This window comes from Rhodococcus sp. NPDC059179 (assembly GCF_042754885.1).
Classification (GTDB): Bacteria; Actinomycetota; Actinomycetes; order Mycobacteriales; family Mycobacteriaceae; genus Rhodococcus_G.
Window position 1 is genome coordinate 413380 of sequence record NZ_JBHZBV010000002.1, and the last position, 24157, is coordinate 437536.

Sequence of the window (24157 nt, forward strand, 5' to 3'; positions counted from 1 at the left end):
CTTCAGACTACGAGGCCGGACCGGTCGGCGCCTGCGCGCCCCCGCCGCCCTCCAGCAGGGACACCAGCGCATCGAGCACCCGGCTGGCCATCAGTGCCTTGGAGCCGTACTCCAGCGCGACCTCGGAGCCGTCGGCGCCGAGCAGCCAACCGTCGTTGTGGTCGACCTCGAACGCCTTGCCCTCCCCGACCGCGTTGACCACGAGCAGGTCGCAGCCCTTGCGGGCCAGCTTCGAGCGGGCATGGGTGAGCACGTCGCCGTGTGCGTCCCCTGTCTCCGCCGCGAAGCCGACGATCACGGACGTGTTCGGCAGGTCGCCGTCCCGGCGAGCCTGGACGAGACCGGCCAGGATGTCCTCGTTGCGGGTCAGCGGGATCGTGTCCGGCTCGTCGGCGCCCTTCTTGATCTTGCTGTCGGCGACCGTGGACGGGCGGAAGTCCGCGACCGCCGCGGCCATCACGACCGCCTCCGCGCCGACCGCGGCCTTGTCCACGGCCTCTTTCAACTCGCCTGCCGTGCGGACCCTGACCACGTCGAGCGCGGCCGGATCAGCCAGGTCGGCGGTGTAGCCGGCGATCAGCGTCACCTCGGCGCCGCGCTGGGCGGCGAGCCGGGCGATGGCGTAGCCCTGCTTGCCGGAGCTGCGATTGCCGAGGAACCGGACCGGGTCGAGGGGCTCCCGGGTGCCACCGGCGGACACCAGGATCTTGCGACCGACTAGGTCGCGACGCAGCGCGTCCGGACGCTCGAGCAGCAGCGTGGCCAGGCCGACGATCTCGTCCGGCTCGGGCAGCCGTCCGGCGCCGGTGTCCTTGCCGGTCAGCCGCCCGGAAGCGGGTTCGATCACGCAGGCACCGCGTTCGCGCAGGGTTGCCACGTTCGCCACCGTCGCGGGGTGCTCCCACATCTCGGTGTGCATCGCGGGTGCGAACACCACCGGGCAGCGGGCCGTGAGCAGGGTGGCGGTGAGCAGGTCGTCCGCGCGTCCGTGCGCGGCCCTGGCCATCAGGTCGGCCGTCGCGGGCGCGATCACCACCAGGTCGGCCTCCTGGCCGAGCCGCACGTGCGGCACCTGCGGGACATCGGCGAACACGCCGGTCTGCACCGGGTTGCCGGACAGCGCCTCGAACGTCGCGCGGCCGACGAACTCCAGCGCCGACTCGGTGGGGATCACCCGCACGTGGTGTCCGCTCTCGGTGAAGCTGCGGATGATCGAACAGGCCTTGTATGCGGCAATTCCGCCGCCCACCCCGACGACGATGCGTCGGGGTCGGTCGGCGGAATCCGACAGGAGCTCGCTCACAGGCTCTGGCTCACAGGCTCTCGGTCACTCGCCCTCGGTGTGCTCGAGCAGGTCGGAGTGGATCTCGCGCAGCGCGATGGAGAGCGGCTTCTCCTGGAGGCCGGGCTCGACCAGCGGGCCGACGTACTCGAGGATGCCGTCACCGAGCTGGTTGTAGTAGTCGTTGATCTGGCGGGCACGCTTCGCCGAGTAGATCACCAGGGCGTACTTCGAGGAGGTGCGGGCGAGCAGCTCGTCGATCGGCGGGTTGGTGATACCCAGCGGGGTGTCGTATGCCGGGACGCCGTGGCGATCGGCTTCGGACGTGACTGTCTGAGTGGCGCTCACTGGCGAATCTCCTGAAGTTCGATGTACTGCTAAGACGATGTACTGCTAAGACACCGTGCCGCTGCTGCGGACCTGCTACTGCGGACTACCGACTAGCAAGGATACCAACTCTTCGCACGCACGGTCGACGTCGACGTTCACCACCACCGTGTCGAACTCGTCCTTGGCCGCCAATTCGACCTTCGCGGTCTCCAGTCGGCGGGCGACGACGTCCTCGGATTCGGTCCCGCGACCGGTCAGCCGGGATACCAGTTCCTCCCAGCTCGGCGGCGCCAGGAAGACCAGAATCGCCTCCGGCATGGCGGCCCGCACGGCGCGCGCGCCCGCCAGGTCGACCTCCACCAGCACGGGATGTCCGGCCTCGAGGGCCGCGATCACGGGCGCGGCGGGCGTGCCCGACCGTTGCAGTCCGCCGTGGATCTCCGCCCACTCGAGCAGCTCACCGGCGCCGATCATCCGCTCGAACTCGGCGGCGGTGACGAACCGGTAGTCCTTGCCGTCGACCTCGCCGGGCCTCGGGTCTCTCGTCGTGGCAGACACGCTGAAGACCAGGTCGGGCAGTCGCTCGTGCAGTTTGCGGACCACGCTCGACTTACCCACGGCTGAGGGGCCGGCCAGTACAACCAGCCGGCCCCTCTGCGCTGTGCTATCCCCGCTGTCCGAAGCCGGGGTGGTCTTGCTGTTGTCTGACACGTTGTGTGTGTCAGCCACCAGACTCCTACTCAGCGTCGAAATCGAACCTGGTGAGCAGGGCCTTACGCTGCCGATCGCCGAGGCCACGCAGGCGACGGGTCGGAGCGATCTCCAGCTCGGTCATGATTTCCTGCGCCTTGACCTTGCCCACCTTGGGCAGGGCCTCGAGCAGTGCGGACACCTTCATCTTGCCGAGGATCTCGTTCTCTTCGGCATCCTTGAGGACCTGCTTCAGGTCGGTGCCGCCGCGCTTGAGGCGCTCCTTGAGCTCAGCCCTGGCCTTACGGGCTGCAGCCGCCTTCTCCAAAGCAGCGGCGCGCTGCTCATCAGTCAACTGGGGAAGGGCCACGGTTCCTCCGTCTCGTCGTGTGCAAATAGTCTTCTGCCACCGGTTAACCAGCAGCGATAGCGACCGTACTCACGCCGAGCGCCGATTGCGAACCCACCCCCCAGGTCAGCGCGCAATTCCGGTGGGTTATGCGAGCCCGTTCTCGACGTCGTCCCGGGCCCGCTCCGCCGCCTCACGAAGCGCGGAAACGGACGGTCCGTGCCGCAAAATGTCGCGAGAAGTGTTGGGCAGCAACAATTCTCGCGAATCGCGGAAGATCTCCGCCAGATCGGCCACGGTGGCGCCCTGCGCGCCGAGACCTGGCGCGAGAATCGGCCCGGAAAATTCCGATAAATCCAATCCGTGTCCGCGTGTCGCACCCACGACCAGGCCGACCGTGTCCCGGCCGTCCCGGTTCTGCGCGACGGCCGCGTCGACGATCGACTGCGCCACCGACACACCCTGACCTGCCGAAACGCCCGAACGCTCGGTAGCGTCGAGGTCATCACCCAACAACCGAGCGCCCTGCAACTGCCCACCCTCCGGATTGGAGGTGCGGGCCAGCACGAAGAGCCCGCGGCCGTGCTCGGTGGCCAGCTCGACCGCGGGCTCGAGCGCGCCGAACCCGAGATACGGCGAGACCGTCACCGCGTCGGACGCCAACGGCGCGTCCCGGCCCAACCACGCCTGCGAGTAGGCCGCCATGGTGGAACCGATGTCACCGCGCTTGGCATCGGCGACGACCAGGGTGCCCGCCGCGCGCACCACCGAGATCGTCCGCTCGAGCACCGCATACCCGGCGGCGCCGTAGGCCTCGAAGAAGGCCACCTGAGGCTTCACCAGCGCCACGTCACCGACAAAGGCCTCCACGCAGATCTCCGAGAAGGTCTCGACGCCCCCAGCGGTCTCTGGGAGCCCCCACGCCCGCAGCAGCGAGGGGTGCGGGTCGATGCCAACGCAGAGCCTGCCCCGGGCCGCGATCGCGGCCCGGAGCCGGTGGCCCCAGCTGTGTTGGCTCACTTCTCTTCCGCGGTGGGCTCGCGCAGGCTGGCGTGCAGATCCTGCAGCGAGCGCACCCCGATGTCGCCCCGGATACCCGCCTCGATGCCCTGCACCGCGGCGGAGGCGCCCTGCACGGTGGTGATGCACGGGATGTTCACCGACACCGCCGCGCTACGGATCTCGTAGCCGTCCACGCGGGGACCCGAGTTGCCGTACGGGGTGTTGATCACCATGTCCACCTCGCCTGCCTTGATCTGCTCGACGATCGTGCGCCCACCCTCCGGCAGGTCCTCACCGGACTGCTTGTGCACCTGCTCGCAGGTGATGCCGTTGCGGCGCAGCACATCCGCGGTGCCCTCGGTGGCCAGGATGGTGAAGCCGAGGTCCGCGAGCCGCTTGACCGGGAAGATCAGCGACCGCTTGTCCTTGTTCGCGACCGAGACGAACACCGAACCGGAGGTGGGCAGCGAGCCGTACGCGGCGGTCTGGCTCTTGGCGAACGCGGTGCCGAAGTCGGCGTCGATGCCCATCACCTCGCCGGTGGACTTCATCTCCGGGCTCAGCAGCGTGTCGACGCCGGTGCCGTCGGCGCGACGGAACCGGTTGAACGGCAGCACCGCCTCCTTGACCGCGATCGGCGCGCCCGCCGGGGTGTCGCCGCCGTCCCCGGCCGCGGGCAGGATGCCCTTGGTCCGCAGCTCCGCGATGGACTCGCCGAGCATCACCCGGGCGCAGGCCTTCGCCAGCTGCACCGCGGTCGCCTTGGACACGAACGGCACCGTCCGCGACGCCCGCGGGTTCGCCTCGAGCACGTAGAGGATGTCGTCCTTGAGCGCGTACTGCACGTTCAGCAGGCCCTTGACCCCGATGCCCCTGGCCAGCGCCTCGGTGGACCGGCGCACATTCTCCAGGTCCGCCCGGCCCAGGGTGATCGGCGGCAGCGCGCACGCCGAGTCGCCGGAGTGGATGCCTGCCTCCTCGATGTGCTCCATCACGCCGCCGAGGTACACCTCGGTGCCGTCGCACAGCGCGTCGACGTCGATCTCGACCGCGTCCTCCAGGAACCGGTCGACGAGCACCGGGCGGTCGTCGGAGATCTCGGTGGCGCGAGAGATGTAGTCCTGCAACGACTTCTCGTCGTAAACGATCTCCATGCCGCGGCCGCCGAGCACGTAGGACGGGCGCACCAGCACCGGGTAGCCGATGCCAGACGCGATCTCGCGGGCGCCGTCGAAGGTGGTGGCGGTGCCGAACTTCGGCGCGGGCAGGCCGGCCTCGGTGAGCACCCGGCCGAACTCGCCGCGGTCCTCGGCGAGGTCGATGGCCTCGGGGCTGGTGCCCACGATCGGCACACCGGCCGCCTTGAGCCGCTTGGCCAGGCCGAGCGGCGTCTGGCCGCCGAGCTGGACGATGACGCCCGCGACGGTGCCCGATGCCGACTCGGCCCGGTACACCTCGAGCACGTCCTCGAAGGTCAGCGGCTCGAAGTACAGCCGGTCGGCGGTGTCGTAGTCCGTCGAGACGGTCTCCGGGTTGCAGTTGACCATGACGGTCTCGTAACCGGCCTCGGACAGCGTCAGCGCGGCATGCACGCAGGAGTAGTCGAACTCGATGCCCTGGCCGATGCGGTTCGGGCCCGAGCCGAGGATCAGCACCTTGGGCCGCTCGGTCTGCGGGGCGACCTCGGACTCGGCGTTCGGGTCGAGTTCGTAGGTCGAGTAGTGGTACGGGGTCTTGGCCTCGAACTCGGCGGCGCAGGTGTCGACGGTCTTGTAGACCGGGCGGATCTTCAGCGCGTCACGCAGCGTGCGGACCGCGTCCTCACCCTCCTGACTGTCCCCGCCGAGTCCCGGGCGCAGCGCCGCGATCTGCCGGTCGGACAGGCCGTGGTACTTGGCCTGGCGCAGCGTCGCCTCGTCGAGCACCTCGGCGCCGCGGATCTGCTCCCCCAGCTCGTGGATCTGCTGGAACTGGTCGAGGAACCACGGGTCGATCTTGGTGGCGTCGAAGAGCTGCTCGACGGTCGCGCCGAGCGCGAAGGCCTTCTCGATGCCGTACATCCGGCCGTCCTGCGGGACACTCAGGTCCGCCAGCAGGCTTTCCAGGTCCTGCGCCTCGACCTCGGGACCGGTCCAGTAGCCGGCCCGCTTGGTCTCGAGCGAGCGCATCACCTTGCCGAAGGCCTCGGTGAAGTTGCGGCCGATCGACATGGCCTCGCCGACGGACTTCATGGTGGTCGTCAGCGTGCCGTCCGCACCGGGGAACTTCTCGAACGCGAACCGCGGCGCCTTGACCACGACGTAGTCGAGTGTCGGCTCGAAGCAGGCCGGGGTCTCGCCGGTGATGTCGTTGATGATCTCGTCGAGGGTGTAGCCGATCGCCAGCTTCGCGGCCATCTTCGCGATCGGGTAGCCGGTCGCCTTCGACGCCAGCGCCGACGAGCGCGACACGCGGGGGTTCATCTCGATGACGACGAGGCGGCCGTCGGTCGGGTCCATCGCGAACTGGATGTTGCAGCCACCGGTGTCGACGCCGACCTCGCGCAGGATGTCGATCGAGAGGTCGCGCATCTTCTGGTACTCGCGGTCGGTCAGCGTCATGGCCGGGGCCACGGTCACCGAGTCGCCGGTGTGCACGCCGACCGGGTCGACGTTCTCGATCGAGCAGATGATGACGACGTTGTCGCGCCCGTCGCGCATCAGCTCGAGCTCGTACTCCTTCCAACCGAGGATGGACTCCTCAATGAGCACGTTCGCGGTCGGCGACGCGGCCAGGCCGCCGCCGGCGATGCGGTTCAGGTCGTCGACGTTGTACGCCATGCCGGAACCGAGCCCGCCCATGGTGAAGGACGGGCGCACGACCACCGGGTAGCCGAGCTCGGCGACCGTGGCATGGACTTCGTCCATCGTGTAGCAGACGGCCGACTTCGCGGACTCGCCGCCGACCTTGGCGACGATGTCCTTGAACTTCTGCCGATCCTCGCCGCGCTGGATGGCGTCGAAGTCGGCGCCGATCAGCTCCACGTCGTACTTGGTGAGGATGCCCTGCTCGTGCAGCGCGACCGCGGTGTTCAGCGCGGTCTGGCCGCCAAGGGTGGCGAGCACGGCGTCGATCTTGTGGCCCTGCTCGGCCTCGCGGGCGATCACCTTCTCGACGAACTCCGCGGTGATCGGCTCGACGTAGGTGGCGTCGGCGAACTCGGGGTCGGTCATGATCGTGGCCGGGTTGGAGTTGACCAGGCTCACGCGCAGGCCCTCCTCGCGCAGCACGCGACACGCCTGGGTGCCCGAGTAGTCGAACTCGCAGGCCTGACCGATGACGATCGGTCCGGAACCGATCACCAGGATGTGCTTGAGATCTGTGCGACGTGGCATTACTTCTTGACTCCCTCGAGCAGGCTGGTGAAGCGGTCGAACAGGTAGGCGGCGTCGTGTGGGCCCGCCGCGGCCTCGGGGTGGTACTGCACCGAGAAGGCCGAGTCGTCGAGCAGTCGGACGCCCTCGACGGCGCCGTCGTTGGCGCAGGTGTGGCTGATCACGGCCCGGCCGAACGGGGTGTCGAACTCCTGGCCGGCCTCGCCCTCGAGCGCGAACCCGTGGTTCTGCGCGGTGATGGCGATCCGGCCGGTGCCGTGCTCGATCACCGGGATGTTGATGCCCCGGTGGCCGAACTTCATCTTGTAGGTGCTCAGGCCGAGCGCGCGGCCGAGGATCTGGTTGCCGAAGCAGATGCCGAACAGCGGCAGGCCCTGGCCGAGCACCTCCTTGGTCAGGTGCACCGCGCCGTCGGCGGTGGCCGGGTCGCCGGGACCGTTGGACAGGAACACCCCGTCCGCGCCGAGGTCGAGGATCTGCTCGAGGCTCGCGTTCGAGGGCAGCACGTGCACCCGGATGCCGCGCTGCGCGAACATCCGCGGGGTGTTGGTCTTGATGCCCAGGTCGATGGCCGCGACCGTGAACCGGGTCTCGCCTCCGGTCGGCTCGATGATGTAGCCGCTGTCGGTGCTGACCTCGCCCGCGAGGTCGGCGCCGAGCATGGACGGCTGATCCTTGACGGCCTGCAGCATCGAGGCGTCGTCGGTCAGCGCCGGACCGGAGAAGACGCCCGCGCGCATCGAACCGCGGGTGCGCAGGTGCCGGACCAGCGCGCGGGTGTCGATCCCGGCGATGCCGACGACGCCCTGGCGGACGAGCTCGTCCTGCAACGACCCGGTGGCGCGCCAGCTGGAGGTGCGGCGCGCGGGATCGCGGACCACGTAGCCGGCCACCCAGATCTTGTTGGAATCGCCGGATGCCTGGCGGCCCGCGCTCAGCGCCTCGCCGTCCTCGCCGTTCCAGCCCGTGTTGCCGATCTGCGGGGCGGTGGCGACCACGATCTGGCGGTGGTAGCTGGGATCGGTGAGCGTCTCCTGGTATCCGGTCATGCCGGTGCTGAACACCGCCTCACCGAGGGTCTGACCGACAGCACCGAAGCTGGTGCCGCGGAAGATCCGGCCGTCCTCGAGGACCAGGACCGCGGGTCCTGTGCCGGTCACTGATTCAAAGCTGTCGCTCACGCGTTCTCTCCGTTCACCCATGCCGGGTACACACTCTTGTCGTCTCCACGGAATCCGGTGTCGATCTCCGTTCCGGTGGGCAGCACCCACCGGATCACCAGGACCCCGTCCTTGCTCATGACCTTGCCCGCGAGTCCGCGCTCGGTCCGGATCGCCCGGATCGAGGCCTGCGGGATCCAGATCGCCGAAGCGCCGTCGCGTTCGAGCAGCACACCCTTCTCATGACGGCTGAGGTCGCCGGTCGCGCGGAAGCCGATGTCGCCGACCGCGATCCGGTCCTGCCAGCTGGGCGCCAGGGTGCTGCCCACATACAGGCCGCTGCTCGGGGGGATCAGCTGGGCGCCCAGATCGGCAGGCACCGTTGGCAGATCCCCGATCGCGTCGGCCTGGCGACGGGACCGCCCCTTCCAGCCCCAGTACATCAACGCAGCCATCGCCACCCAGAACGCGAAGAAGCCGAGCGTCAGCAGGATCCGGTCCGTGCTCATGCCTGCACCTTCCCGTCCCGGACGGTGACCCGGCCACGCAGCAGGGTGGTGGTCACCCTGGCACCGAACGTCATGGCGTCGAACGGGCTGTTCCGGGCGATGGACGCCAGCTCGGGCGCCCGCACCGTCCATTCGCGGTCCGGGTCGACCAGGGTCAGGTTGGCCGGCTCGCCGACCGCGATCGGCCTGCCCTGATCGCTCAGGCCGACGATCTCCGCGGGCCGCTCACTCATGACGCGGGCGACGCCGCGCCAATCCAGCAGACCGGTCTCGACCATCGTCTGCGCCACGATCGCCAGCGCCGTCTCCAGGCCGAGCATGCCGGGCCGCGCCGCCGAGAACTCGCAGCACTTGTCCTGCTCGGCGTGCGGGGCATGGTCGGTGGCGACGCAGTCGATGACGCCCTCGGCCAGACCCTGCCGCAGCGCGGCGATGTCGCTGGGCTCACGCAGCGGCGGGTTCACCCTGTTCACCGCGTCGTACGTCTCCAACCGCGAGTCGTCGAGCAGCAGGTGGTGCGGGGTGACCTCGGCGGTGATCGAAATGCCCTGTCCGCGCGCCCACTTCATCAGCTCGACGGTGCCTGCGGTGGAGGCGTGGCAGATGTGCACGCGGGCACCGGCGTCCCGCGCCAGCAGCGCGTCGCGCGCGACGATGGACTCCTCCGCGGCCCGCGGCCAGCCGGCCAGACCGAGCCGGGCTGCGGTCGGACCCTCGTGCGCGACGGCGCCGACGGTCAGCCGCGGCTCCTCGGCGTGCTGGGCGATCAGGACACCGAGCGCGCTCGAGTACTCGAGCGCCCGCCGCATGATCAGCGGGTCGTATACGCAGTGGCCGTCGTCGGAGAACATCTTGACCTTGCCGATGCCCGACGCCATCGTGGCCATCTCGGCGAGCTGCTTGCCCTCGAGCCCGACGGTGACCGCGCCGACCGGGTGCACATCGACCAGGCCGACCTCCTGGCCGCGGCGCCACACGTGGTCGGTGATCACGACGGAGTCGGCGACCGGGCTGGTGTTGGCCATCGCGAACACCGCGGTGTAGCCGCCGAGCGCCGCCGCGGCCGAGCCGGACTCGATGGTCTCGGTGTCCTCGCGGCCGGGTTCCCGCAGGTGCGTGTGCATGTCGACGAAACCGGGCAGCAGCACCTGGCCTGCGGCCTCGACGATCTCGGCGCCGGCAGGCGCGGCCAGTCCGGCTCCGATCTCGCGGATCTCACCGCCCGCGACCAGCACGTCCTGCGGTTCGCCCTCGCCGTAGATCCGCGCGCCGCGGATCAGGATGTCACTCGTGTTTGGAGATGTCACAGCGCCGCACCTTCCTCGGTTCCGACCAACAACCCGAACAGGACCGCCATGCGAATGTGAACTCCGTTCGTAACCTGCTGCAACACTGCAGCTTTCGGTGAATCAGCGACAGCCGACGCGATCTCCATGCCGCGCAGCATCGGGCCGGGATGCAGGACAACGGCATGATCGGCGAGCATGCCGAGGCGCTTCTCGGACAGTCCGTAGGTGATCGAGTACTCGCGCGGCGACGGGAAGAACCCGCCGTTCATCCGCTCGGCCTGCACCCGCAGCATCAGCACCGCGTCGACGCCAGGCAACTCCGCGTCCAGCGAATGCGACACGGTGACCGGCCAGCTCGACACCCCCACCGGCAACAGCGTTGGCGGCGCCACCAGCACCACCTCGGCGCCGAGCTTCGAGAGCAGGAAGGCGTTCGAGCGGGCCACCCGGCTGTGCAGGATGTCGCCGACGATCGCGATCCGCTTGCCCGCGATGGATCCGAGCCGCTGCCGCAGGGTCAACGCGTCCAGCAGCGCCTGGGTGGGGTGCTCGTGGGTGCCGTCGCCCGCGTTGATCACCGCCGGGCCGTCGTCGCCGTCCGCGGTCCACTCCGCGATCCGGTGCGCGGCGCCGGAGGCGGGATGACGCACGATCAGCGCGTCGGCGCCCGCGGCCCGCAGCGTCATCGCGGTGTCCCGCAACGACTCCCCCTTCGACACCGAGGAGCTGCTGGCGCTGACATTGATCACGTCGGCGCTCATCCACTTGCCCGCGACCTCGAAGGACACCCGGGTCCTGGTCGAGTTCTCGAAGAACACCGTCATCACGGTGCGGCCCCGCAGCGTCGGGAGCTTGCGGACCTCGCGCCCCAGCAGGGCCTGTTCGAACCGTTCGGCCTCGTCGAGCAGCCCGGTCGCGCTCTCCAGGGTCAGGTCGGAGACCGACAACAGATGCTTCACAGATTCGGCTCCTTGAATTCACCGCGCGGCGACGTACTCGCTCCACCGCTCAGCGTGACGCTGTCGACCCCGTCGTGCTCGACCAGCTGGACCTTGACGTCCTCGGTGCGCGCGGTCGGCACGTTCTTGCCGACGAAATCGGCGCGCAGCGGCAGCTCACGGTGACCCCGGTCGACCAGGACCGCGAGCTGCACTGCCTTGGGCCTGCCCAGGTCCCGGAGCGCGTCGAGGGCCGAGCGCACGGTCCGCCCGGAGAACAGCACGTCGTCGACGAGCACCACGAGCGCGTTGTCCACCCCACCTTCGGGCACCGAGGTGCGCTCGAGGGGGCGGTGCGGCTTGGTCCGCAGATCGTCGCGGTAGAGGGTGATGTCGAGCGAGCCGGTCGGGGGGCGGACACCCGAGAACTCCTCAATCTTGTTCGCCAGCCGGTTGGCCAGCGTGGTGCCGCGCGTCGGGATACCGATCAACACCACTCGGGGCGGGTCGGTCTCGGCGTCGAGCGCGGTCTTCTCGATGATCTGGTGCGCGATCCGCGCGATCGTCCGACCAACGTCGGCAGAAGAGAGCAGCTCCCTGGTGACAGGGTGATCCTGGGCCGAAGAATCGGCGGAGGATGGCTCGGGCGTGAGCAAGCTGGACCTCCTTCTCCGCCTCTCTGGACGGATCGTTAAAGGATGTCTGACGCCAGCCAGCCTATCAGCGCGGCGACCCGAATCCCGAAGCGGTTCGGGGTGTGCTGAGCCACAATCAGGCCGTCGACCACCCGCTCGCCCGCCCCGACGACGAACGCCGCGGACCGTGATCGGTCCGCGGCGTTCGCGTGTCGTGTCGAGCCGTTCGGTCAGGCCTCGGTGCCCGCCTCTGGTGACTGCTCCGCGCGCTGCGAGGTGGCGGCCGCCGCGGCCCGCACCTGCGGCGCGACGAGCACCACCTGGCCGAGCACGCCGTTGATGAAGCCGGGCGAGTCGTCGGTGGACAGCTCCTTGGCCAGCTCCACCGCCTCGTCGACCGCGACCACCGGCGGCACGTCGGTGGCGTGGAAGAGCTCCCACACGGCGATCCGCAGGACCGCACGGTCCACCGCGGGCAGACGCTCGAGCGTCCAGTCCTGCAGGTGATCGGCGATGACCCGGTCCAGTCGGTCGAGATTCTCCGCGACCCCGGTCACCAGGGTGACCGTGTACGGGCTCACCGGGGCAACGGCGTCGTCCTTGCCTGCGAGCTCCGCCCGCTCGGTGGCGAGGTCGACCGGGTCGAGGTCGCGCGCCTCCGCCTCGAAGAGGAAATCGACGGCGCGCTTGCGGGCCTTGTGCCTGGCCCCGAGCTTCTTCTGGCTACCGGACACGCTACGAAGTCACGCGGCCCAGGTAGTTGCCGTCCCGCGAGTCGATCTTCAGCTTGTCACCGGTGTTGATGAACAGCGGGACCTGCACCTCGGCGTCGGTCTCGAGGGTGGCGGGCTTGGTGCCGCCGGTCGAACGGTCACCCTGCAGGCCCGGATCGGTGTGCTTGACGACGAGCTCGACGGTTACGGGCAGCTCGACGAACAGCGGCGCATCCTCGTGGGTCGCGACCTGCACCTGCATGTTCTCGAGCAGGAAGCGCGCGCCGTCGCCGACGGTGGCCTCGTTGATCGAGATCTGGTCGTAGGTGTCGCCGTCCATGAAGACGTAGTCACTGCCGTCGTGGTAGAGGTACGTCATGTCGCGACGGTCGACCGTCGCGGTCTCCACCTTGACGCCCGCGTTGAAGGTCTTGTCCACGTTCTTGCCGGAGAGCACGTTCTTGAGCTTGGTCCGCACGAACGCGGGGCCCTTGCCCGGCTTCACGTGCTGGAACTCGATGATCTGCCAGAGCTGGCCCTCGATCTTCAGCACGAGCCCGTTCTTGAAATCACTGGTGTCAGCCACTTACTTCGCGTCTCCTTCAGACGATTACGAGATCTTTTGTGGTGAGGGTGAGGAGCTCGGGCTCCCGCTCGCGAACAACGAGCGTGTCCTCGATCCTGACGCCTCCGCGACCGGAGATGTACACACCGGGCTCGACCGTCACCGCAGCACCGGCTAGCAGTGTACCGGTGCCGAGCTTGCCGATCCCCGGTGCTTCGTGGATCTCCAGCCCGACGCCGTGCCCGAGACCGTGCAGGAACAGATCCCCGTAGCCCGCCTGCTCGATCACCGAGCGGGCCGCGGCGTCAACCGCGGCGACGTCAACGCCGGGCGCCAGCGCGGCCCGGCCCGCCGCCTGCGCGGTCGCCACGAGCTCGTACACCTCGCGCTGCCAGTCGGCGACGGCGCCGAGCACGAACGTGCGCGTCATGTCCGAGTGGTACCCCTCCACCGTCGCGCCGAAGTCGAGTTTGACGAAGTCGCCGGTGGCGAGCACGGCGTCGGTCGGACGGTGGTGCGGGATCGCCGAGTTCGCGCCGGCCGCGACGATCGTCTCGAACGAGATGCCGTCCGCACCGTGCTCGAGCATCAGGAACTCCAGCTCCCGCCCGACCTCCCGCTCGGTGCGGCCCGGCCGCAGCCCGCCGCGCTCGATCAGCACGGCGAGAGCGAGGTCGGCCGCCGCGCACGCGCGCCGCAGCAGCCCCACCTCATGCTCGTCCTTGACCATTCGGAGCCGCTCGACCAGCCTCGGCGCCCGGATCAGCTCGAGCGACGGCGCCGACTCCTGCCAGTCCGCATGCTCGTCGACGGTCACCACGTGGCTCTCGAAGCCGATCCGCCTGCCGCCGGAGTCCGCGCACCGGCCGATCAGGTGGGCGGCGCTGGCCCGATCGATCACCGCGTCCAGGTCCGGCACCTGCTCGCCGACCTGGATCAGGTACCTGCCGTCGGTGCAGATGACGGTCCGCGATTCGGCGCCCGGCTCGTCACGCGCGTCGACTAGCAGCGCGGCGTTCGACCCGGTGAATCCGGTGAGGTACCTGATGTTGAGCAGATCGGTCACCACCAGCGCCTCGACGCCGCGCTCGGTGAGCAGAGTGCGCAGCGCGGCCCGGCGGGACCCGTGATCGACGGTCGACATTCGTTCAACCTACGGCAGCGCCGGCCGGTCGCGGGGGCCGTCGAGGCCTCAGGTGTGGGTTAGGCCACAGGTCCCACTGAGCGGTCGTTACGCTGTCGGCATGAACTCGTGGCTTCTTCGTGGTCTGGGTATGGCGTCGGTACATGTCGGGACGAGGGTGGTGCTCGGACTCGCGGTGACGCAGTGGCCCCTGCACGGGTCGGCCCTGCGCTGGCTCTCGCTGGCGCTGGTGGTGATAGTGGCGCTGGTGTGGGGCGGCCTCGACGGCATCAGGGACGCGCGCAGCGCGGTGGACGAGGAGTCGGGCGCCGACCTCACCATGATGTGGCTCAAGGCGGCCGCCGTGGCTGGACTGCTCGCCGGTGCGGTGTGCTGGCTACTCGGGGTGATCACCGACATCGCGCTCGGCGACAACACGCTGTTCTTCGAGCTCACCTCCGGGGCCGCGTTCACCGTCCTGCTCGTCTTCCTGCCCGCCATGCTCGCCGTCGCGGTCGGACGGTTCCTCGTTCGGCGCAAGTCTCCGGCGACGCCCGCCCACGTCTCGCCGGCCGCAGCAGGCGCTGCCGCCGTCGGCGGGTACGCGAGCGAGCAGGACTACGACGTGGTCGAGGCAGCGGAGGAGAACTACGAGTCCTCCGAGTGGGCGTACGAGCACGGCACCGATGCCGAGGGCACCGGCTACGACGACGCCACCCAGGTCTTCCAGCGCCCGGCCCACGACGACGCACCCACCGAGGTGTTCGAGGCCATCCGGCCCGAGAACGGGAAATAGCGCTTCGCCGCCTGTGCGCGCGTCTCACCCCGATTGGGGTAAGACGCGCGCACAGTTCGGTGTCCCCCTGATTACCTTTCGGCGAGGAACCTCAGCGCGAGCGGGTACCCCGCGACGCCGCACCCGACGATGACGCCGGTCGCGATCGCGCTCAGGTACGAGTGATGCCGAAAGTCCTCGCGGGCATGCACATTCGAGATGTGCACCTCGACAAGGCCTGCCTGGAGCTCCGCGCAGGCGTCGCGCAGCGCGATCGAGGTGTGGGTGAGCGCGCCTGCGTTGAGCACCACCGGTTCGCCCGCGTCCGCCGCGTCGTGGATCCAGCCGAGCAGCTCGGCCTCGCTGTCGGACTGGCGGACCGTCACCTCGATGCCCAGTTCCGCCGCGGCCGTCTCGCAGAGCGCGACGAGATCGGCGTAGGTGGTGGCGCCGTACACCTCCGGCTGCCGCTTGCCGAGCCGGCCGAGGTTCGGTCCGTTGAGGACCTGGACCCTCACAGCAGCACCGTGCCGCTGGTGCCCGGCTCGTCCTCTCGGGCCACCGCGGAGTAGGCGGCGGCGAGCAGCGTCGGGTCCGGGCCCTCGAGCCTTCCCGGCTTCGCCAGTCCGTCCAGGACGACGAACCGCAACATCCCGGCGCGGTTCTTCTTGTCGGTCTGCATGCCCTTGACCAGGTCCGCGAACGCGGCCGCGTCGTAGGTCGTGGGTAGGCCGACGCTCTCGAGGATCGTGCGGTGGCGCTCGGCGGTGGCGTCGTCGAGGCGACCCGCGAGCCGACCGAGCTCGGCGGCGAACACCAGTCCGACCGACACCGCCGCACCGTGGCGCCACCGGTACTTCTCGCGGCGCTCGATGGCGTGGCCGAGGGTGTGTCCGTAGTTGAGGATCTCGCGCAGGTCCGACTCCTTGAGGTCGGCGGCGACGACCTTCGCCTTCACCTCCACGGATCGGCGGATCAGCTCGGGCAGCACCTCCCCTGTCGGGTCGAGGGCGGCCTCGGGATCGCGCTCGATGAGGTCGAGGATCGTCGGGTCGGCGATGAACCCGGTCTTGATCACCTCGGCCATGCCCGCGACGATCTCGTTGCGCGGCACCGTCTCGAGCGTGGCCAGGTCGATCAGCACCGCGGACGGCTCGTGGAACGATCCGACCAGGTTCTTGCCCGCATCGGTGTTGATGCCGGTCTTGCCGCCGACGGCCGCGTCGACCATCGCGAGCAGGGTGGTCGGCACGTGGACGATCCGCACGCCGCGCATCCAGGTCGCCGCGACGAACCCGGCCAGGTCGGTGGCCGCGCCGCCGCCGAGGCTCACCACGGCGTCGCTACGGGTCAGCCCGATACGGCCGAGCACCTCCCAGCAGAAGCCCGCGACGGCGAGGTCCTTGCCGTCCTCCGCGTCCGGGATCTCGACGCGATGCGCGTCGATTCCCTTCGCGGCCAGCGCGGCGCGCACCGCCTCCGCGGTCTGCGCCAGCGGCGGCTGATGGAAGATCGCGACGGTCCTGGTGCCGACCAGTTCGTCCACCAGCTCGCCGAGCAGCCCACGGCCGATGATCACCGGGTAGGGACTGGCCGTCTTGACCTCGACGCGTACGGGTTCGGTCACTGTCTGCTTCTCCGCTTCTGTGCGCTGCTGCTGGATCGCTACTGCCTGGGTTGTCACTGCCACGGTGCCCTACCCCAGTTTGGTGACGAGCTGCTGCACCACCCGGGCGGGGCTGCGCCCGTCGGTGCGGACCCGAATGGTGGCCACCTTGCGGTACAGCGGTCGCCGTCGCCGCATCAGGTCCCGGTACTTCTGGCGGGGGTCGCCGCCGTTGAGAAGGGGGCGGGAGGCGTTCGTGCCCGTCCGCTTGAGTCCCTCCGCCACGCTGATCTCCAGGTAGACAACCGTATGCCCGGCCAGCCGGGTGCGGGTGACGTCGGAGAGGATCGCCCCGCCGCCGAGCGAGACGATGCCGTCCTGCTCGATCAGCGCGCGCCGGACCATGTCCTCCTCCAGCGCACGAAACGCCGGTTCCCCGTCCTGGGCGAAGATTTCCGGGATCGTCTTGCCGGACTCACGCTCGATGGCGGCGTCGGTGTCGAATATCTCGACATCCAGCGCCCGCGCCAGCCGACGCCCGATGGTGGACTTACCGGCGCCAGGCGGCCCGATCAGGACAGCCCTCGGAGTCACCTCGCGAGGCGTTCCTGCACCGAGGCGAGGTATCCGCCGATGTTGCGCATCGTCTCGTCGACCGAGTCGCCGCCGAACTTCTCGAGCGCCGCCTGCGCCACCACGAGCGCCACCATCGACTCGGCGACCACACCTGCCGCTGGCACCGCGCAGACATCGCTGCGCTGATGGATCGCGACGGCCTCTTCGCCGGTGGACATGTCGACGGTCGCGAGCGCGCGCGGCACGGTGGAGATCGGCTTCATCGCGGCACGCACCCGCAGTGCCTCGCCGTTGGTCATGCCGCCCTCGAGCCCGCCTGCGCGGTTCGTCGACCGCAGCACGCCGTCGGGGCCGGGCCGCATCTCGTCGTGCGCGGCGCTGCCGCGGCGGCGGGAGGTCTCGAAGCCGTCGCCGACCTCGACACCCTTGATGGCCTGGATGCCCATCAGCGCGGCCGCGAGCCGGGAATCGAGCCGGTTCTCGCCGCTGATGAACGAGCCGAGTCCGACCGGCAGGCCGTGCACGACGACCTCGACGACGCCGCCGAGCGTGTCGCCCTCGCGCTTGGCCTCGTCGATCTCCGCGATCATCGCGGCCTCGGCCTCGGCGCCGAATGCACGCACCGGACTGGCGTCGATGGCCGCGAGGTCGTCGGGGCCCGGGACCGGAGACTCGGCGGGACCCGAGGCGGTGCCGATGGAGATCACATGGGAGATCACCTCGACGCCGAAGACCTGACGCAGGAAGGCGCGGGCCACGGTTCCGGCCGCGACGCGGGCCGCCGTCTCGCGGGCGCTGGCCCGTTCCAGGACGGGGCGGGCATCGTCGAATCCGTACTTGAGCATGCCGGAGAAGTCGGCGTGCCCCGGGCGCGGGCGGGTCAGCGGCGCGTTGCGCGCGAGATCCTTGAGCAGCGCCTCGTCGACCGGGTCGGAGGACATGACTGTCTCCCACTTGGGCCATTCGCTGTTCGCGACCTCGATGGCGACGGGGCCGCCCATCGTCCGGCCGTGCCGGACGCCGCCGACCACGGTCACGACATCCTTCTCGAAGCTCATGCGGGCGCCGCGGCCATAGCCAAGGCGACGGCGGGCGAGTTGGTCAGCTATGTCCTCGGAGGTCACCTCGACCCCGGCGACCATCCCGTCAAGGAGGGCGACAAGGGCAGGACCATGGGATTCTCCGGCAGTTATCCAGCGCAGCACGCCGACCATCTTTCCACGGAAGATCATCCGTTCCGCACACCGGCCCGGTCCCCGCTAGCCGCCGCCTGCCAGGCCCAACGCCAGCAGCGTCGCCAGGCACATCGACGGCCCGTGCGCGAGGGCCCGACCGCCCCGGCCCCTGGCCAGCGCACACCCCCCGACCACGGCGGTCAGCGCCACCGCCCCGACCGCTGCGGCCAGCCACGCCTGAGCGCCTGCCGCGCCCGTCGCGGCGCCGAGCCCAAGTGCCAGTTTCACGTCCCCACCGCCCATAGCGCGCGGGGCCGCCAGGTGCACGAGCAGGTAGAACCCGGCCAGCATCGCCGCCCCGACGAGGGCCGCCATCCCCCGGCCCACCAGCACCGACGCCAGGAACACCGCGCTCGCGCCGGGCAGGGTGAGCTCGTTCGGCAGCCTGCGCACCCCCAGGTCGACGACGGAGAGGCAGAGGCACCACCAGAGCAACGCGCAGGCCGCGGCGGCCGTCATCGGCGGCCAAGCGGATCCGGCCGCGACGAACCCGACCGCGAGCACCGCCTCGCACCACCACGGCGCCGCCCGCGTGAAGCGGCGCAAGAACCGCCGCGTCGCCACCCCGACGAGCGCACCGAGCAGGCCGAGCAATCCGATCTCCATGCCCCGACGGTGTCACCGGACGGCGCCGCAATGGCCCCCAGATCGGTCGAATCCGGTCGTCCTGTGGATGAATTCGAGCCTGTGGAAAACCCGTCAGCGCGCGACGACGGCGGCCATCGCCTCGCGGGGCGCCGGGCGGCCGGTGAACTGCTCGACCTGCCCGAACGCCTGGTTGAGCAGCATCCGCAGGCCGTCGACGACGGTGCCGCCCGCGGCCTGGACCGCGGCGGCGAGCGGCGTCGGCCACGGGTCGTAGATCGCGTCGAACACCACGGGGGCCCGGGCCACCGCGCTCGCGAACGGGGCGATCGCGTCCGCGGGCACCGTGCTGACCACCGTCGCGGCATCGGCGCACGCCGCGGCCAGCGCGTCGGCGTCGAAGCCAAGGTGGCCGGCCCGCAGACCCATGTCCGCCGCGCAGGCGAGCGTGTCCGCCGCCCGGTCGGCGGAGCGGGCGACGACGGTCACCGCGGTGACGCCGAGGTCCGCCAGCGCCCGCAGCGCCGGGCGTGAGGTGCCGCCCGCGCCGATCACCACCGCGTTCGCGCCGCCGAGGTCGGTGACCCCGACCTCGGCGAGGGCTCCGGTGACGCCGTCCACGTCGGTGCAGTCGGCCCGCCAGCCGCCCGCGACCCGGACCAGGGTGTTGGCCGAACCGACCTGCACGGCGCGTTCGGTCCGTTCGGTCGCGAACTCGAGCGCGGCGAGCTTGCCTGGCATCGTCACCGAAAGTCCGACCCACTCCGGGCCGAGCCCGTCGACCAGCCCGGGCAACTGCTCGCCGGTGCACTCGATGCGGTCGTAGGTCCAGTCGGTCAGGCCGAGCGCGCGGTACGCCGCCAGGTGCAGCAACGGCGACTTGGAGTGCCCGATCGGCTTGCCCAGGACCGCCGCCTTGCGTGGCAGGTCAGCGCCCACTGTCGAGAATCCCGCTGTCCAATGCCTTCTTGCTGTTCGAGAGGTGCTCCGTGTAGCTCTTGGTGAACAGCGTGGTGCCCTTGCTGTCGATGGTGACGAAGTACAGCCAGTCCCCCACCGGCGCCTTCTCGACGGCCTCCACGGCGCCGATGCTCGGCGACGAGATCGGGGTCGCGGGCAGTCCGTCCATCGCGTAGGTGTTCCACGGGGTGACCTTCGCGCGGTCGCCGTCGGTGGTCGCCAGCTCGGTGGTGTCGAGCGCGTAGTTGACGGTCGAGTCGAACTCGAGCCGCTGCGGCGCGGCCAGCCGGTTGACGATGACGCGGGCGACCTTGCCGAAGTCGCCGGGCAGCGACTCCCGCTCGACCAGCGACGCGGCCACGAGCAGGTCGTAGGGGCTCAGACCGACCGCGTTCCCCGCGGTGTTGATCCCCGTCGCCTCGTACTTGGCTGCGCTCCCGCTGACCAGGGTCGTCAGGATCTCCGCGGCCGACGCCCTCGGGTCGAAGTCCCACTTGCCCGCGGCGATCAGCCCCTCGAGCTGACGGCTGCGGTCCGGGACGGACTTGACCCTGTCGGCCGCCCAGTCGGGCACGCCGAGCGCCGCGAAGTTCGGGTTGGCACCGGCGGCCTCGAGGTCCTCGACGCTCACGCACTGCTGCCCCGAGGCGGTGACATTGCCCGAGGCTCCGCCCGAGGAGACCGGCAGGCAGCTGGCCTCGGAGATGAGGGTGTAGATGCCGCGCTTGGTGGCCCCGGTGTTCACGTCCTTGGTGTCGTGCAGCTGACGGCCCTCGGAGATGACCAGCGCGCCGACGCGGGAGTTCGGGTCGACCAGGCCCGCAACGGCCTCCGCGGCCGGGACCTGGGACTCGAGGTAATAGAAGCCGGGCTGCACCGAGGACATGGCGTCGTTCTGGACGGCCGCATTGAAGAAGGCCGACGCGCTCGCCACGACATCCTGCTCCACCATCTCGGTGGCGATCTGGTCGGCGGTGTCACCGGGGTGCACCTGCACGACGACATCGACCCCCGACCCACCGGCCGCGTAGTCGTCGGGCACCTCGACGCCGCCGAGAAGCTTCTTGCCGCCGACGTACCCGACCCCGACGATCAGGGCGAGCGCGCCGAGTCCGGCGATCGCGACCACGACCTTGCCCCTGCCCTTGCGTCCCGCCGCTGCCTCCCGCGCGCGGCGTTCGTCCGCACGGCTCGGCTGCAACTGGGGCCCTCTCGACCGGGTATCGGTCACTGGCCGTCCTCCATCTGTGAGGGCAGGGACTGCTCCGATTGCAGTGCCCTGCTGCGCTGGTCCAACCATCCCTGCAAGATCGCGACGGCCGCGGCCTGGTCGATCACCGACCGCTGTCCCTTGGCCTTGACCCCGCTCTCCCGCAGGGCCCTGGACGCGGTGACCGTCGTGAAGCGTTCATCGGTCATACGAACCGGGATGGGCGCCAGCCGATCCCGGAGCTGCGCGGCGAACTTCGATGCGAGTCCGGCCGCGGTGCCGCTCTCCCCCCTGAGGGTTTGCGGCAATCCGACGATAACCTCGACCGCCTCATATTCCGCGACAATCGCGGCGAGTCGCTCGATGTCGGACCTGTCGGCACGGGTCTTGGCCCTCGGCACGGTCTCCACCGGGGTGGCCAGGATCCCGTCCGGATCACTGGCGGCGACGCCGATGCGGACGCTGCCGACGTCCACCCCGATGCGGCGCCCCCGCCCCTGGTCGCCGGGCTGCTGTTCGTCGCTCACCCGGCGAGCTCGGCGACGCGTGCACGCACCGCCGAGAGCGCGGCCGCGATGCCGGTCGCGTCGGTGCCCGAGCCCTGCGCCATCTCCGGCTTGCCGCCGCCGCGGCCGCCGATGCTCGGACCGAACGCCGCGACCAGGTCGCCCGCCTTCGCGCCGAGGTCCTGCGCCGCCTTGTTGGCGCTCACCACGAACGGCACCTTGCCGTCGGCCGAACCGATCAGCACGACGATCGCCGGCTCGCTGCCGAAGCGGCCGCGGATGTCGGTGGCCAGGGTGCGCAGGTCGTTGCCCGCGACGCCGTCGGGCGCCTGCTCGGCCACCAGCAGTAGCCCGCCGATCCGCTCGGCGCGGTCGACGAACGTCCCCGCCGACGCGAGCACCGCCGCGGCCTTGGTCTGCTCGAGCTGACGCTCGGCCACCTTGAGTCGCTCCACCAACTGCTCGACGCGTCCCGGCACCTCGTCGGAGGGAACCTTCAGTGCCGTCGCGACGCCTGCCAGCAGCGCGCGCTCCTTGGCCAGGTACCGGTACGAGTCGAGGCCGACGAAGGCCTCCACGCGTCGGATGCCGGAACCGACGGACGACTCGCCGAGCAGCGTGACCGGCCCGATCTGAGACGAATGCGCGACGTGGGTGCCACCGCACAGCTCCATCGAGAAGGGTCCGCCGATCTCGACGACGCGGACCTCGTCCCCGTAGTTCTCCCCGAACAGCGCCATCGCACCCATCGACTTGGCCTTCGCCAGGTCGGTGACGAAGGTGTTGACCGGATGGTTGGCCGTGACGGCCTCGTTGGCGACCGCCTCGATGTCCTGCTTCTGCGCCTCCGAGAGCTGGCCCTGCCAGGAGAAGTCGAACCGCAGGTAGCCGGGCTTGTTCAACGACCCGGCCTGAACGGCATTGGGGCCCAGCACCTGTCGCAGCGCGGCGTGAACCATGTGGGTACCGGAGTGACCCTGGGTCGCGCCTGCCCGCCAGTTCGCGTCGACCTGCGCGAGGATGGCGTCACCCTCGGTGATCTGCCCCTCCTCGACGGTGACCTTGTGCACCCACAGCTTCTTCGCGATCTTCTGCACGTCGCGCACCCGCACCCGCAGCCCGGGGCCGGTGATGACACCGATGTCCGCGATTTGACCGCCCGCCTCCGCGTACAGCGGGCTGCGGTCGAGGATCACTTCCACGTCCTGGCCTGCGGTCGCGGTGGGAATCCGCACGCCGTCGGAGATCAGCGCCAGCACGGTGGCCTCCGAGGTCAGCTCGGCGAAGCCGGTGAACTCGGTCTCGCCGCGGTCGACGAACTCCTTGTAGACGGTCAGGTCGGCGTGCGCGTGCTTGCGGGACTGCGCGTCGTCCTTGGCCCGCTGTCGCTGCTCGGCCATCAGGGCGCGGAAGCCGTCCTCGTCGACGGACAGGCCGGCCTCGGACGCCATCTCCAGGGTCAGGTCAATCGGGAAGCCGTAGGTGTCGTGCAGGGCGAACGCCTCGCCGCCGGCGATGACCTTCTTGCCGGACGACACGAGCTCGTCGGCGGCGGTCTCGAACCGCTTGGTGCCAGACTCGAGGGTGCGCAGGAACGCCGCCTCTTCACCGACGGCGACATTCAGGATCCGGTCGAAGTCGGTGCCGAGCACCGGGTACGACGGCGCCATGGTGTCGCGCACGACGGTGATGAACTCGCGCATGCTGGGCTTGTCCGCGCCCAGCAGCTTCGCGGAGCGGACGATGCGACGCAGCAGTCGGCGCAACACATAGCCGCGGCCGTCGTTGCCGGGGTTGACGCCGTCGCCGATCAGCATGGCGGCGGTGCGCGCGTGGTCGGCGATGACGCGGAAACGGACGTCGTCCTCGTGGTTGCCCGCCGCGTACGGGCGCCCGGTCAGTTCCTCGGCCTTGGCGATGACCGGTCGCACCAGGTCGGTTTCGTACACGTTGTCGACGCCCTGGAGCAGCAGCGCGACGCGCTCGACGCCCATACCGGTGTCGATGTTCTTCTTCGGGAGCTCGCCGACCGGCGCGTGACCGAGCTTCGGGCTGAGCTCACCGCGAACGTCCTGCATGAAGACCAGATTCCAGATCTCGAGATAGCGGTCCTCGTCGACGACAGGGCCACCCTCCTTGCCGAATTCGGGGCCGCGGTCGTAGTAGATCTCCGAGCAAGGTCCGCCGGGGCCGGGCACGCCCATGTCCCAGTAATTGTCCTTACCGTCCCGGAACTGGATCCGCTCCTCGGGAATTCCGGCGACGCGACGCCAGATCTCTGCGGCCTCCGGATCCTTCTCGTAGGCGGTCACCCAGATGCGTTCGGGATCGATTCCGTACCCGCCCTGGTCCTGCGGCTTGGTGATCAGTTCCCAGGCGAGCGCGATCGCGCCTTCCTTGAAGTAGTCGCCGAACGAGAAGTTGCCCGCCATCTGGAAGAACGTGTTGTGGCGGGTGGTGACACCCACCTCCTCGATGTCGCCGGTACGCACACACTTCTGCACGCTGGTCGCCCGCGTGTACGACGGGGCCTGCTGGCCGAGGAAGTACGGCTTGAACTGCACCATGCCGGCGTTGACGAACAGCAGGTTCGGGTCGTCGAAGATCAGTGAGGCGCTGGCCACCTCGGTGTGACCCGCCTTGACGAAGTGGTCGAGGAATCGCCTGCGGATCTCGTGGGTCTGCACCTGAGTTGCCCTTCGCGTGTGTCCAGAATCTGCCCGTCGGTTTCGCCGCGCACGGCGA

23 protein-coding genes and 1 pseudogene are annotated in these 24157 nt (G+C 69.9%); 1 reads left to right on the top strand and 23 read right to left on the bottom strand.

Features of this window, described 5'->3' with window-relative positions; all coding sequences use genetic code 11:
- Nucleotides 1-7: 7 nt before the first annotated feature.
- From coaBC to ACFXMV_RS06935, 14 genes are all read right to left on the bottom strand, one after another.
- Nucleotides 8-1303 (bottom strand): bifunctional phosphopantothenoylcysteine decarboxylase/phosphopantothenate--cysteine ligase CoaBC, encoded by a 1296-nt coding sequence (coaBC, locus tag ACFXMV_RS06870; RefSeq protein WP_378502788.1) that lies wholly within the window; start codon nt 1301-1303, stop codon nt 8-10.
- Nucleotides 1304-1327: 24 nt separating this feature from the next.
- Nucleotides 1328-1630, bottom strand: a complete 303-nt coding sequence (gene rpoZ, locus ACFXMV_RS06875) for a DNA-directed RNA polymerase subunit omega (protein WP_142101780.1) — start codon at nt 1628-1630, stop codon at nt 1328-1330.
- Nucleotides 1631-1705: 75 nt separating this feature from the next.
- On the bottom strand, nt 1706-2257 hold the full coding sequence (gene gmk / locus ACFXMV_RS06880) for a guanylate kinase (protein WP_378500730.1): 552 nt from the start codon (nt 2255-2257) through the stop codon (nt 1706-1708).
- Between the two features lie 91 nt (nt 2258-2348).
- The gene (mihF, locus tag ACFXMV_RS06885) at nt 2349-2672 is read right to left on the bottom strand and encodes an integration host factor, actinobacterial type (RefSeq protein WP_027499670.1); all 324 of its coding nucleotides are present in this window, start codon (nt 2670-2672) and stop codon (nt 2349-2351) included.
- 126 nt (nt 2673-2798) lie between these two features.
- A complete protein-coding gene (pyrF, locus tag ACFXMV_RS06890; RefSeq protein ID WP_378502789.1) occupies nt 2799-3671 on the bottom strand; it encodes an orotidine-5'-phosphate decarboxylase in 873 nt (290 codons plus the stop codon).
- A complete protein-coding gene (gene carB, locus ACFXMV_RS06895; protein ID WP_378500728.1) occupies nt 3668-7027 on the bottom strand; it encodes a carbamoyl-phosphate synthase large subunit in 3360 nt (1119 codons plus the stop codon). The genes pyrF and carB overlap by 4 nt, the downstream gene beginning before the upstream one ends.
- Nucleotides 7027-8229: a glutamine-hydrolyzing carbamoyl-phosphate synthase small subunit gene (gene carA, locus ACFXMV_RS06900; protein WP_378502790.1), complete on the bottom strand. Its 1203-nt coding sequence runs from the start codon at nt 8227-8229 to the stop codon at nt 7027-7029. Before carA ends, carB begins: the two co-directional genes overlap by 1 nt.
- On the bottom strand, nt 8205-8696 hold the full coding sequence (locus tag ACFXMV_RS06905; protein ID WP_378501601.1) for a transporter: 492 nt from the start codon (nt 8694-8696) through the stop codon (nt 8205-8207). Before ACFXMV_RS06905 ends, carA begins: the two co-directional genes overlap by 25 nt.
- Nucleotides 8693-10003, bottom strand: coding sequence for a dihydroorotase (locus ACFXMV_RS06910; protein ID WP_378502791.1), 1311 nt, complete (start codon nt 10001-10003; stop codon nt 8693-8695). Before ACFXMV_RS06910 ends, ACFXMV_RS06905 begins: the two co-directional genes overlap by 4 nt.
- Nucleotides 10000-10944: an aspartate carbamoyltransferase catalytic subunit gene (locus ACFXMV_RS06915; RefSeq protein WP_378501600.1), complete on the bottom strand. Its 945-nt coding sequence runs from the start codon at nt 10942-10944 to the stop codon at nt 10000-10002. Before ACFXMV_RS06915 ends, ACFXMV_RS06910 begins: the two co-directional genes overlap by 4 nt.
- Nucleotides 10941-11579 carry a bifunctional pyr operon transcriptional regulator/uracil phosphoribosyltransferase PyrR gene (gene pyrR / locus ACFXMV_RS06920; protein WP_378501599.1) on the bottom strand — a complete coding sequence of 213 codons (639 nt, stop codon included), beginning with the start codon at nt 11577-11579 and terminating at the stop codon, nt 10941-10943. Before pyrR ends, ACFXMV_RS06915 begins: the two co-directional genes overlap by 4 nt.
- Nucleotides 11580-11788: 209 nt before the next feature.
- Nucleotides 11789-12292, bottom strand: a complete 504-nt coding sequence (gene nusB / locus ACFXMV_RS06925; protein ID WP_378500456.1) for a transcription antitermination factor NusB — start codon at nt 12290-12292, stop codon at nt 11789-11791.
- A 1-nt stretch (nt 12293) separates the two neighbouring features.
- Nucleotides 12294-12857, bottom strand: coding sequence for an elongation factor P (efp, locus tag ACFXMV_RS06930; RefSeq protein ID WP_378500457.1), 564 nt, complete (start codon nt 12855-12857; stop codon nt 12294-12296).
- Nucleotides 12858-12873: 16 nt separating this feature from the next.
- Nucleotides 12874-13980 (bottom strand): M24 family metallopeptidase, encoded by a 1107-nt coding sequence (locus ACFXMV_RS06935; protein ID WP_378500458.1) that lies wholly within the window; start codon nt 13978-13980, stop codon nt 12874-12876.
- A gap of 100 nt (nt 13981-14080) precedes the next feature.
- Between ACFXMV_RS06935 and ACFXMV_RS06940 the strand changes: the two genes are divergently transcribed.
- Nucleotides 14081-14755, top strand: a complete 675-nt coding sequence (locus ACFXMV_RS06940) for a B-4DMT family transporter (protein ID WP_378500459.1) — start codon at nt 14081-14083, stop codon at nt 14753-14755.
- Between the two features lie 71 nt (nt 14756-14826).
- Here ACFXMV_RS06940 and aroQ read toward each other — a convergent pair whose 3' ends face one another.
- The 9 genes and pseudogenes from aroQ to alaS all read right to left on the bottom strand — a co-directional run bounded on the left by aroQ (nt 14827) and on the right by alaS (nt 24099).
- Nucleotides 14827-15252, bottom strand: coding sequence for a type II 3-dehydroquinate dehydratase (aroQ, locus tag ACFXMV_RS06945; RefSeq protein ID WP_378500460.1), 426 nt, complete (start codon nt 15250-15252; stop codon nt 14827-14829).
- Nucleotides 15249-16361: a 3-dehydroquinate synthase gene (aroB, locus tag ACFXMV_RS06950; protein ID WP_378500461.1), complete on the bottom strand. Its 1113-nt coding sequence runs from the start codon at nt 16359-16361 to the stop codon at nt 15249-15251. Before aroB ends, aroQ begins: the two co-directional genes overlap by 4 nt.
- Nucleotides 16362-16430: 69 nt before the next feature.
- Nucleotides 16431-16934 carry a shikimate kinase gene (locus ACFXMV_RS06955; protein WP_378500462.1) on the bottom strand — a complete coding sequence of 168 codons (504 nt, stop codon included), beginning with the start codon at nt 16932-16934 and terminating at the stop codon, nt 16431-16433.
- Complete coding sequence (gene aroC / locus ACFXMV_RS06960) at nt 16931-18130, bottom strand: chorismate synthase (RefSeq protein ID WP_378500465.1); 1200 nt, start codon at nt 18128-18130, stop codon at nt 16931-16933. Before aroC ends, ACFXMV_RS06955 begins: the two co-directional genes overlap by 4 nt.
- A gap of 45 nt (nt 18131-18175) precedes the next feature.
- Nucleotides 18176-18757: a prepilin peptidase gene (locus ACFXMV_RS06965; RefSeq protein ID WP_378500463.1), complete on the bottom strand. Its 582-nt coding sequence runs from the start codon at nt 18755-18757 to the stop codon at nt 18176-18178.
- Between the two features lie 93 nt (nt 18758-18850).
- Nucleotides 18851-19675: a shikimate dehydrogenase gene (locus ACFXMV_RS06970; RefSeq protein WP_378502792.1), complete on the bottom strand. Its 825-nt coding sequence runs from the start codon at nt 19673-19675 to the stop codon at nt 18851-18853.
- Nucleotides 19665-20900: pseudogene (gene mltG, locus ACFXMV_RS06975) on the bottom strand (endolytic transglycosylase MltG); the annotation flags it as partial. The pseudogene mltG and the gene ACFXMV_RS06970, both read right to left, overlap by 11 nt.
- 23 nt (nt 20901-20923) lie before the next feature.
- Entirely contained in the window at nt 20924-21433 is a 510-nt protein-coding gene (ruvX, locus tag ACFXMV_RS06980) for a Holliday junction resolvase RuvX (RefSeq protein WP_378502793.1), read from the bottom strand.
- The gene (gene alaS / locus ACFXMV_RS06985; RefSeq protein ID WP_378499424.1) at nt 21430-24099 is read right to left on the bottom strand and encodes an alanine--tRNA ligase; all 2670 of its coding nucleotides are present in this window, start codon (nt 24097-24099) and stop codon (nt 21430-21432) included. Before alaS ends, ruvX begins: the two co-directional genes overlap by 4 nt.
- Nucleotides 24100-24157 lie beyond the last annotated feature (58 nt).

Excerpts from the sequence above, each read along its gene's own strand:
- carB (WP_378500728.1), bottom strand. The coding sequence starts at position 7,027 with ATGCCACGTCGCACAGATCTCAAGCACATCCTGGTGATCGGTTCCGGA.
- carA (WP_378502790.1), bottom strand. The coding sequence starts at position 8,229 with ATGGGTGAACGGAGAGAACGCGTGAGCGACAGCTTTGAATCAGTGACC.
- ACFXMV_RS06905 (WP_378501601.1), bottom strand. The coding sequence starts at position 8,696 with ATGAGCACGGACCGGATCCTGCTGACGCTCGGCTTCTTCGCGTTCTGG.
- ACFXMV_RS06935 (WP_378500458.1), bottom strand. The coding sequence starts at position 13,980 with ATGTCGACCGTCGATCACGGGTCCCGCCGGGCCGCGCTGCGCACTCTG.
- ACFXMV_RS06940 (WP_378500459.1), top strand. The coding sequence starts at position 14,081 with ATGAACTCGTGGCTTCTTCGTGGTCTGGGTATGGCGTCGGTACATGTC.
- aroC (WP_378500465.1), bottom strand. The coding sequence starts at position 18,130 with ATGGTCGGCGTGCTGCGCTGGATAACTGCCGGAGAATCCCATGGTCCT.
- ACFXMV_RS06965 (WP_378500463.1), bottom strand. The coding sequence starts at position 18,757 with ATGGAGATCGGATTGCTCGGCCTGCTCGGTGCGCTCGTCGGGGTGGCG.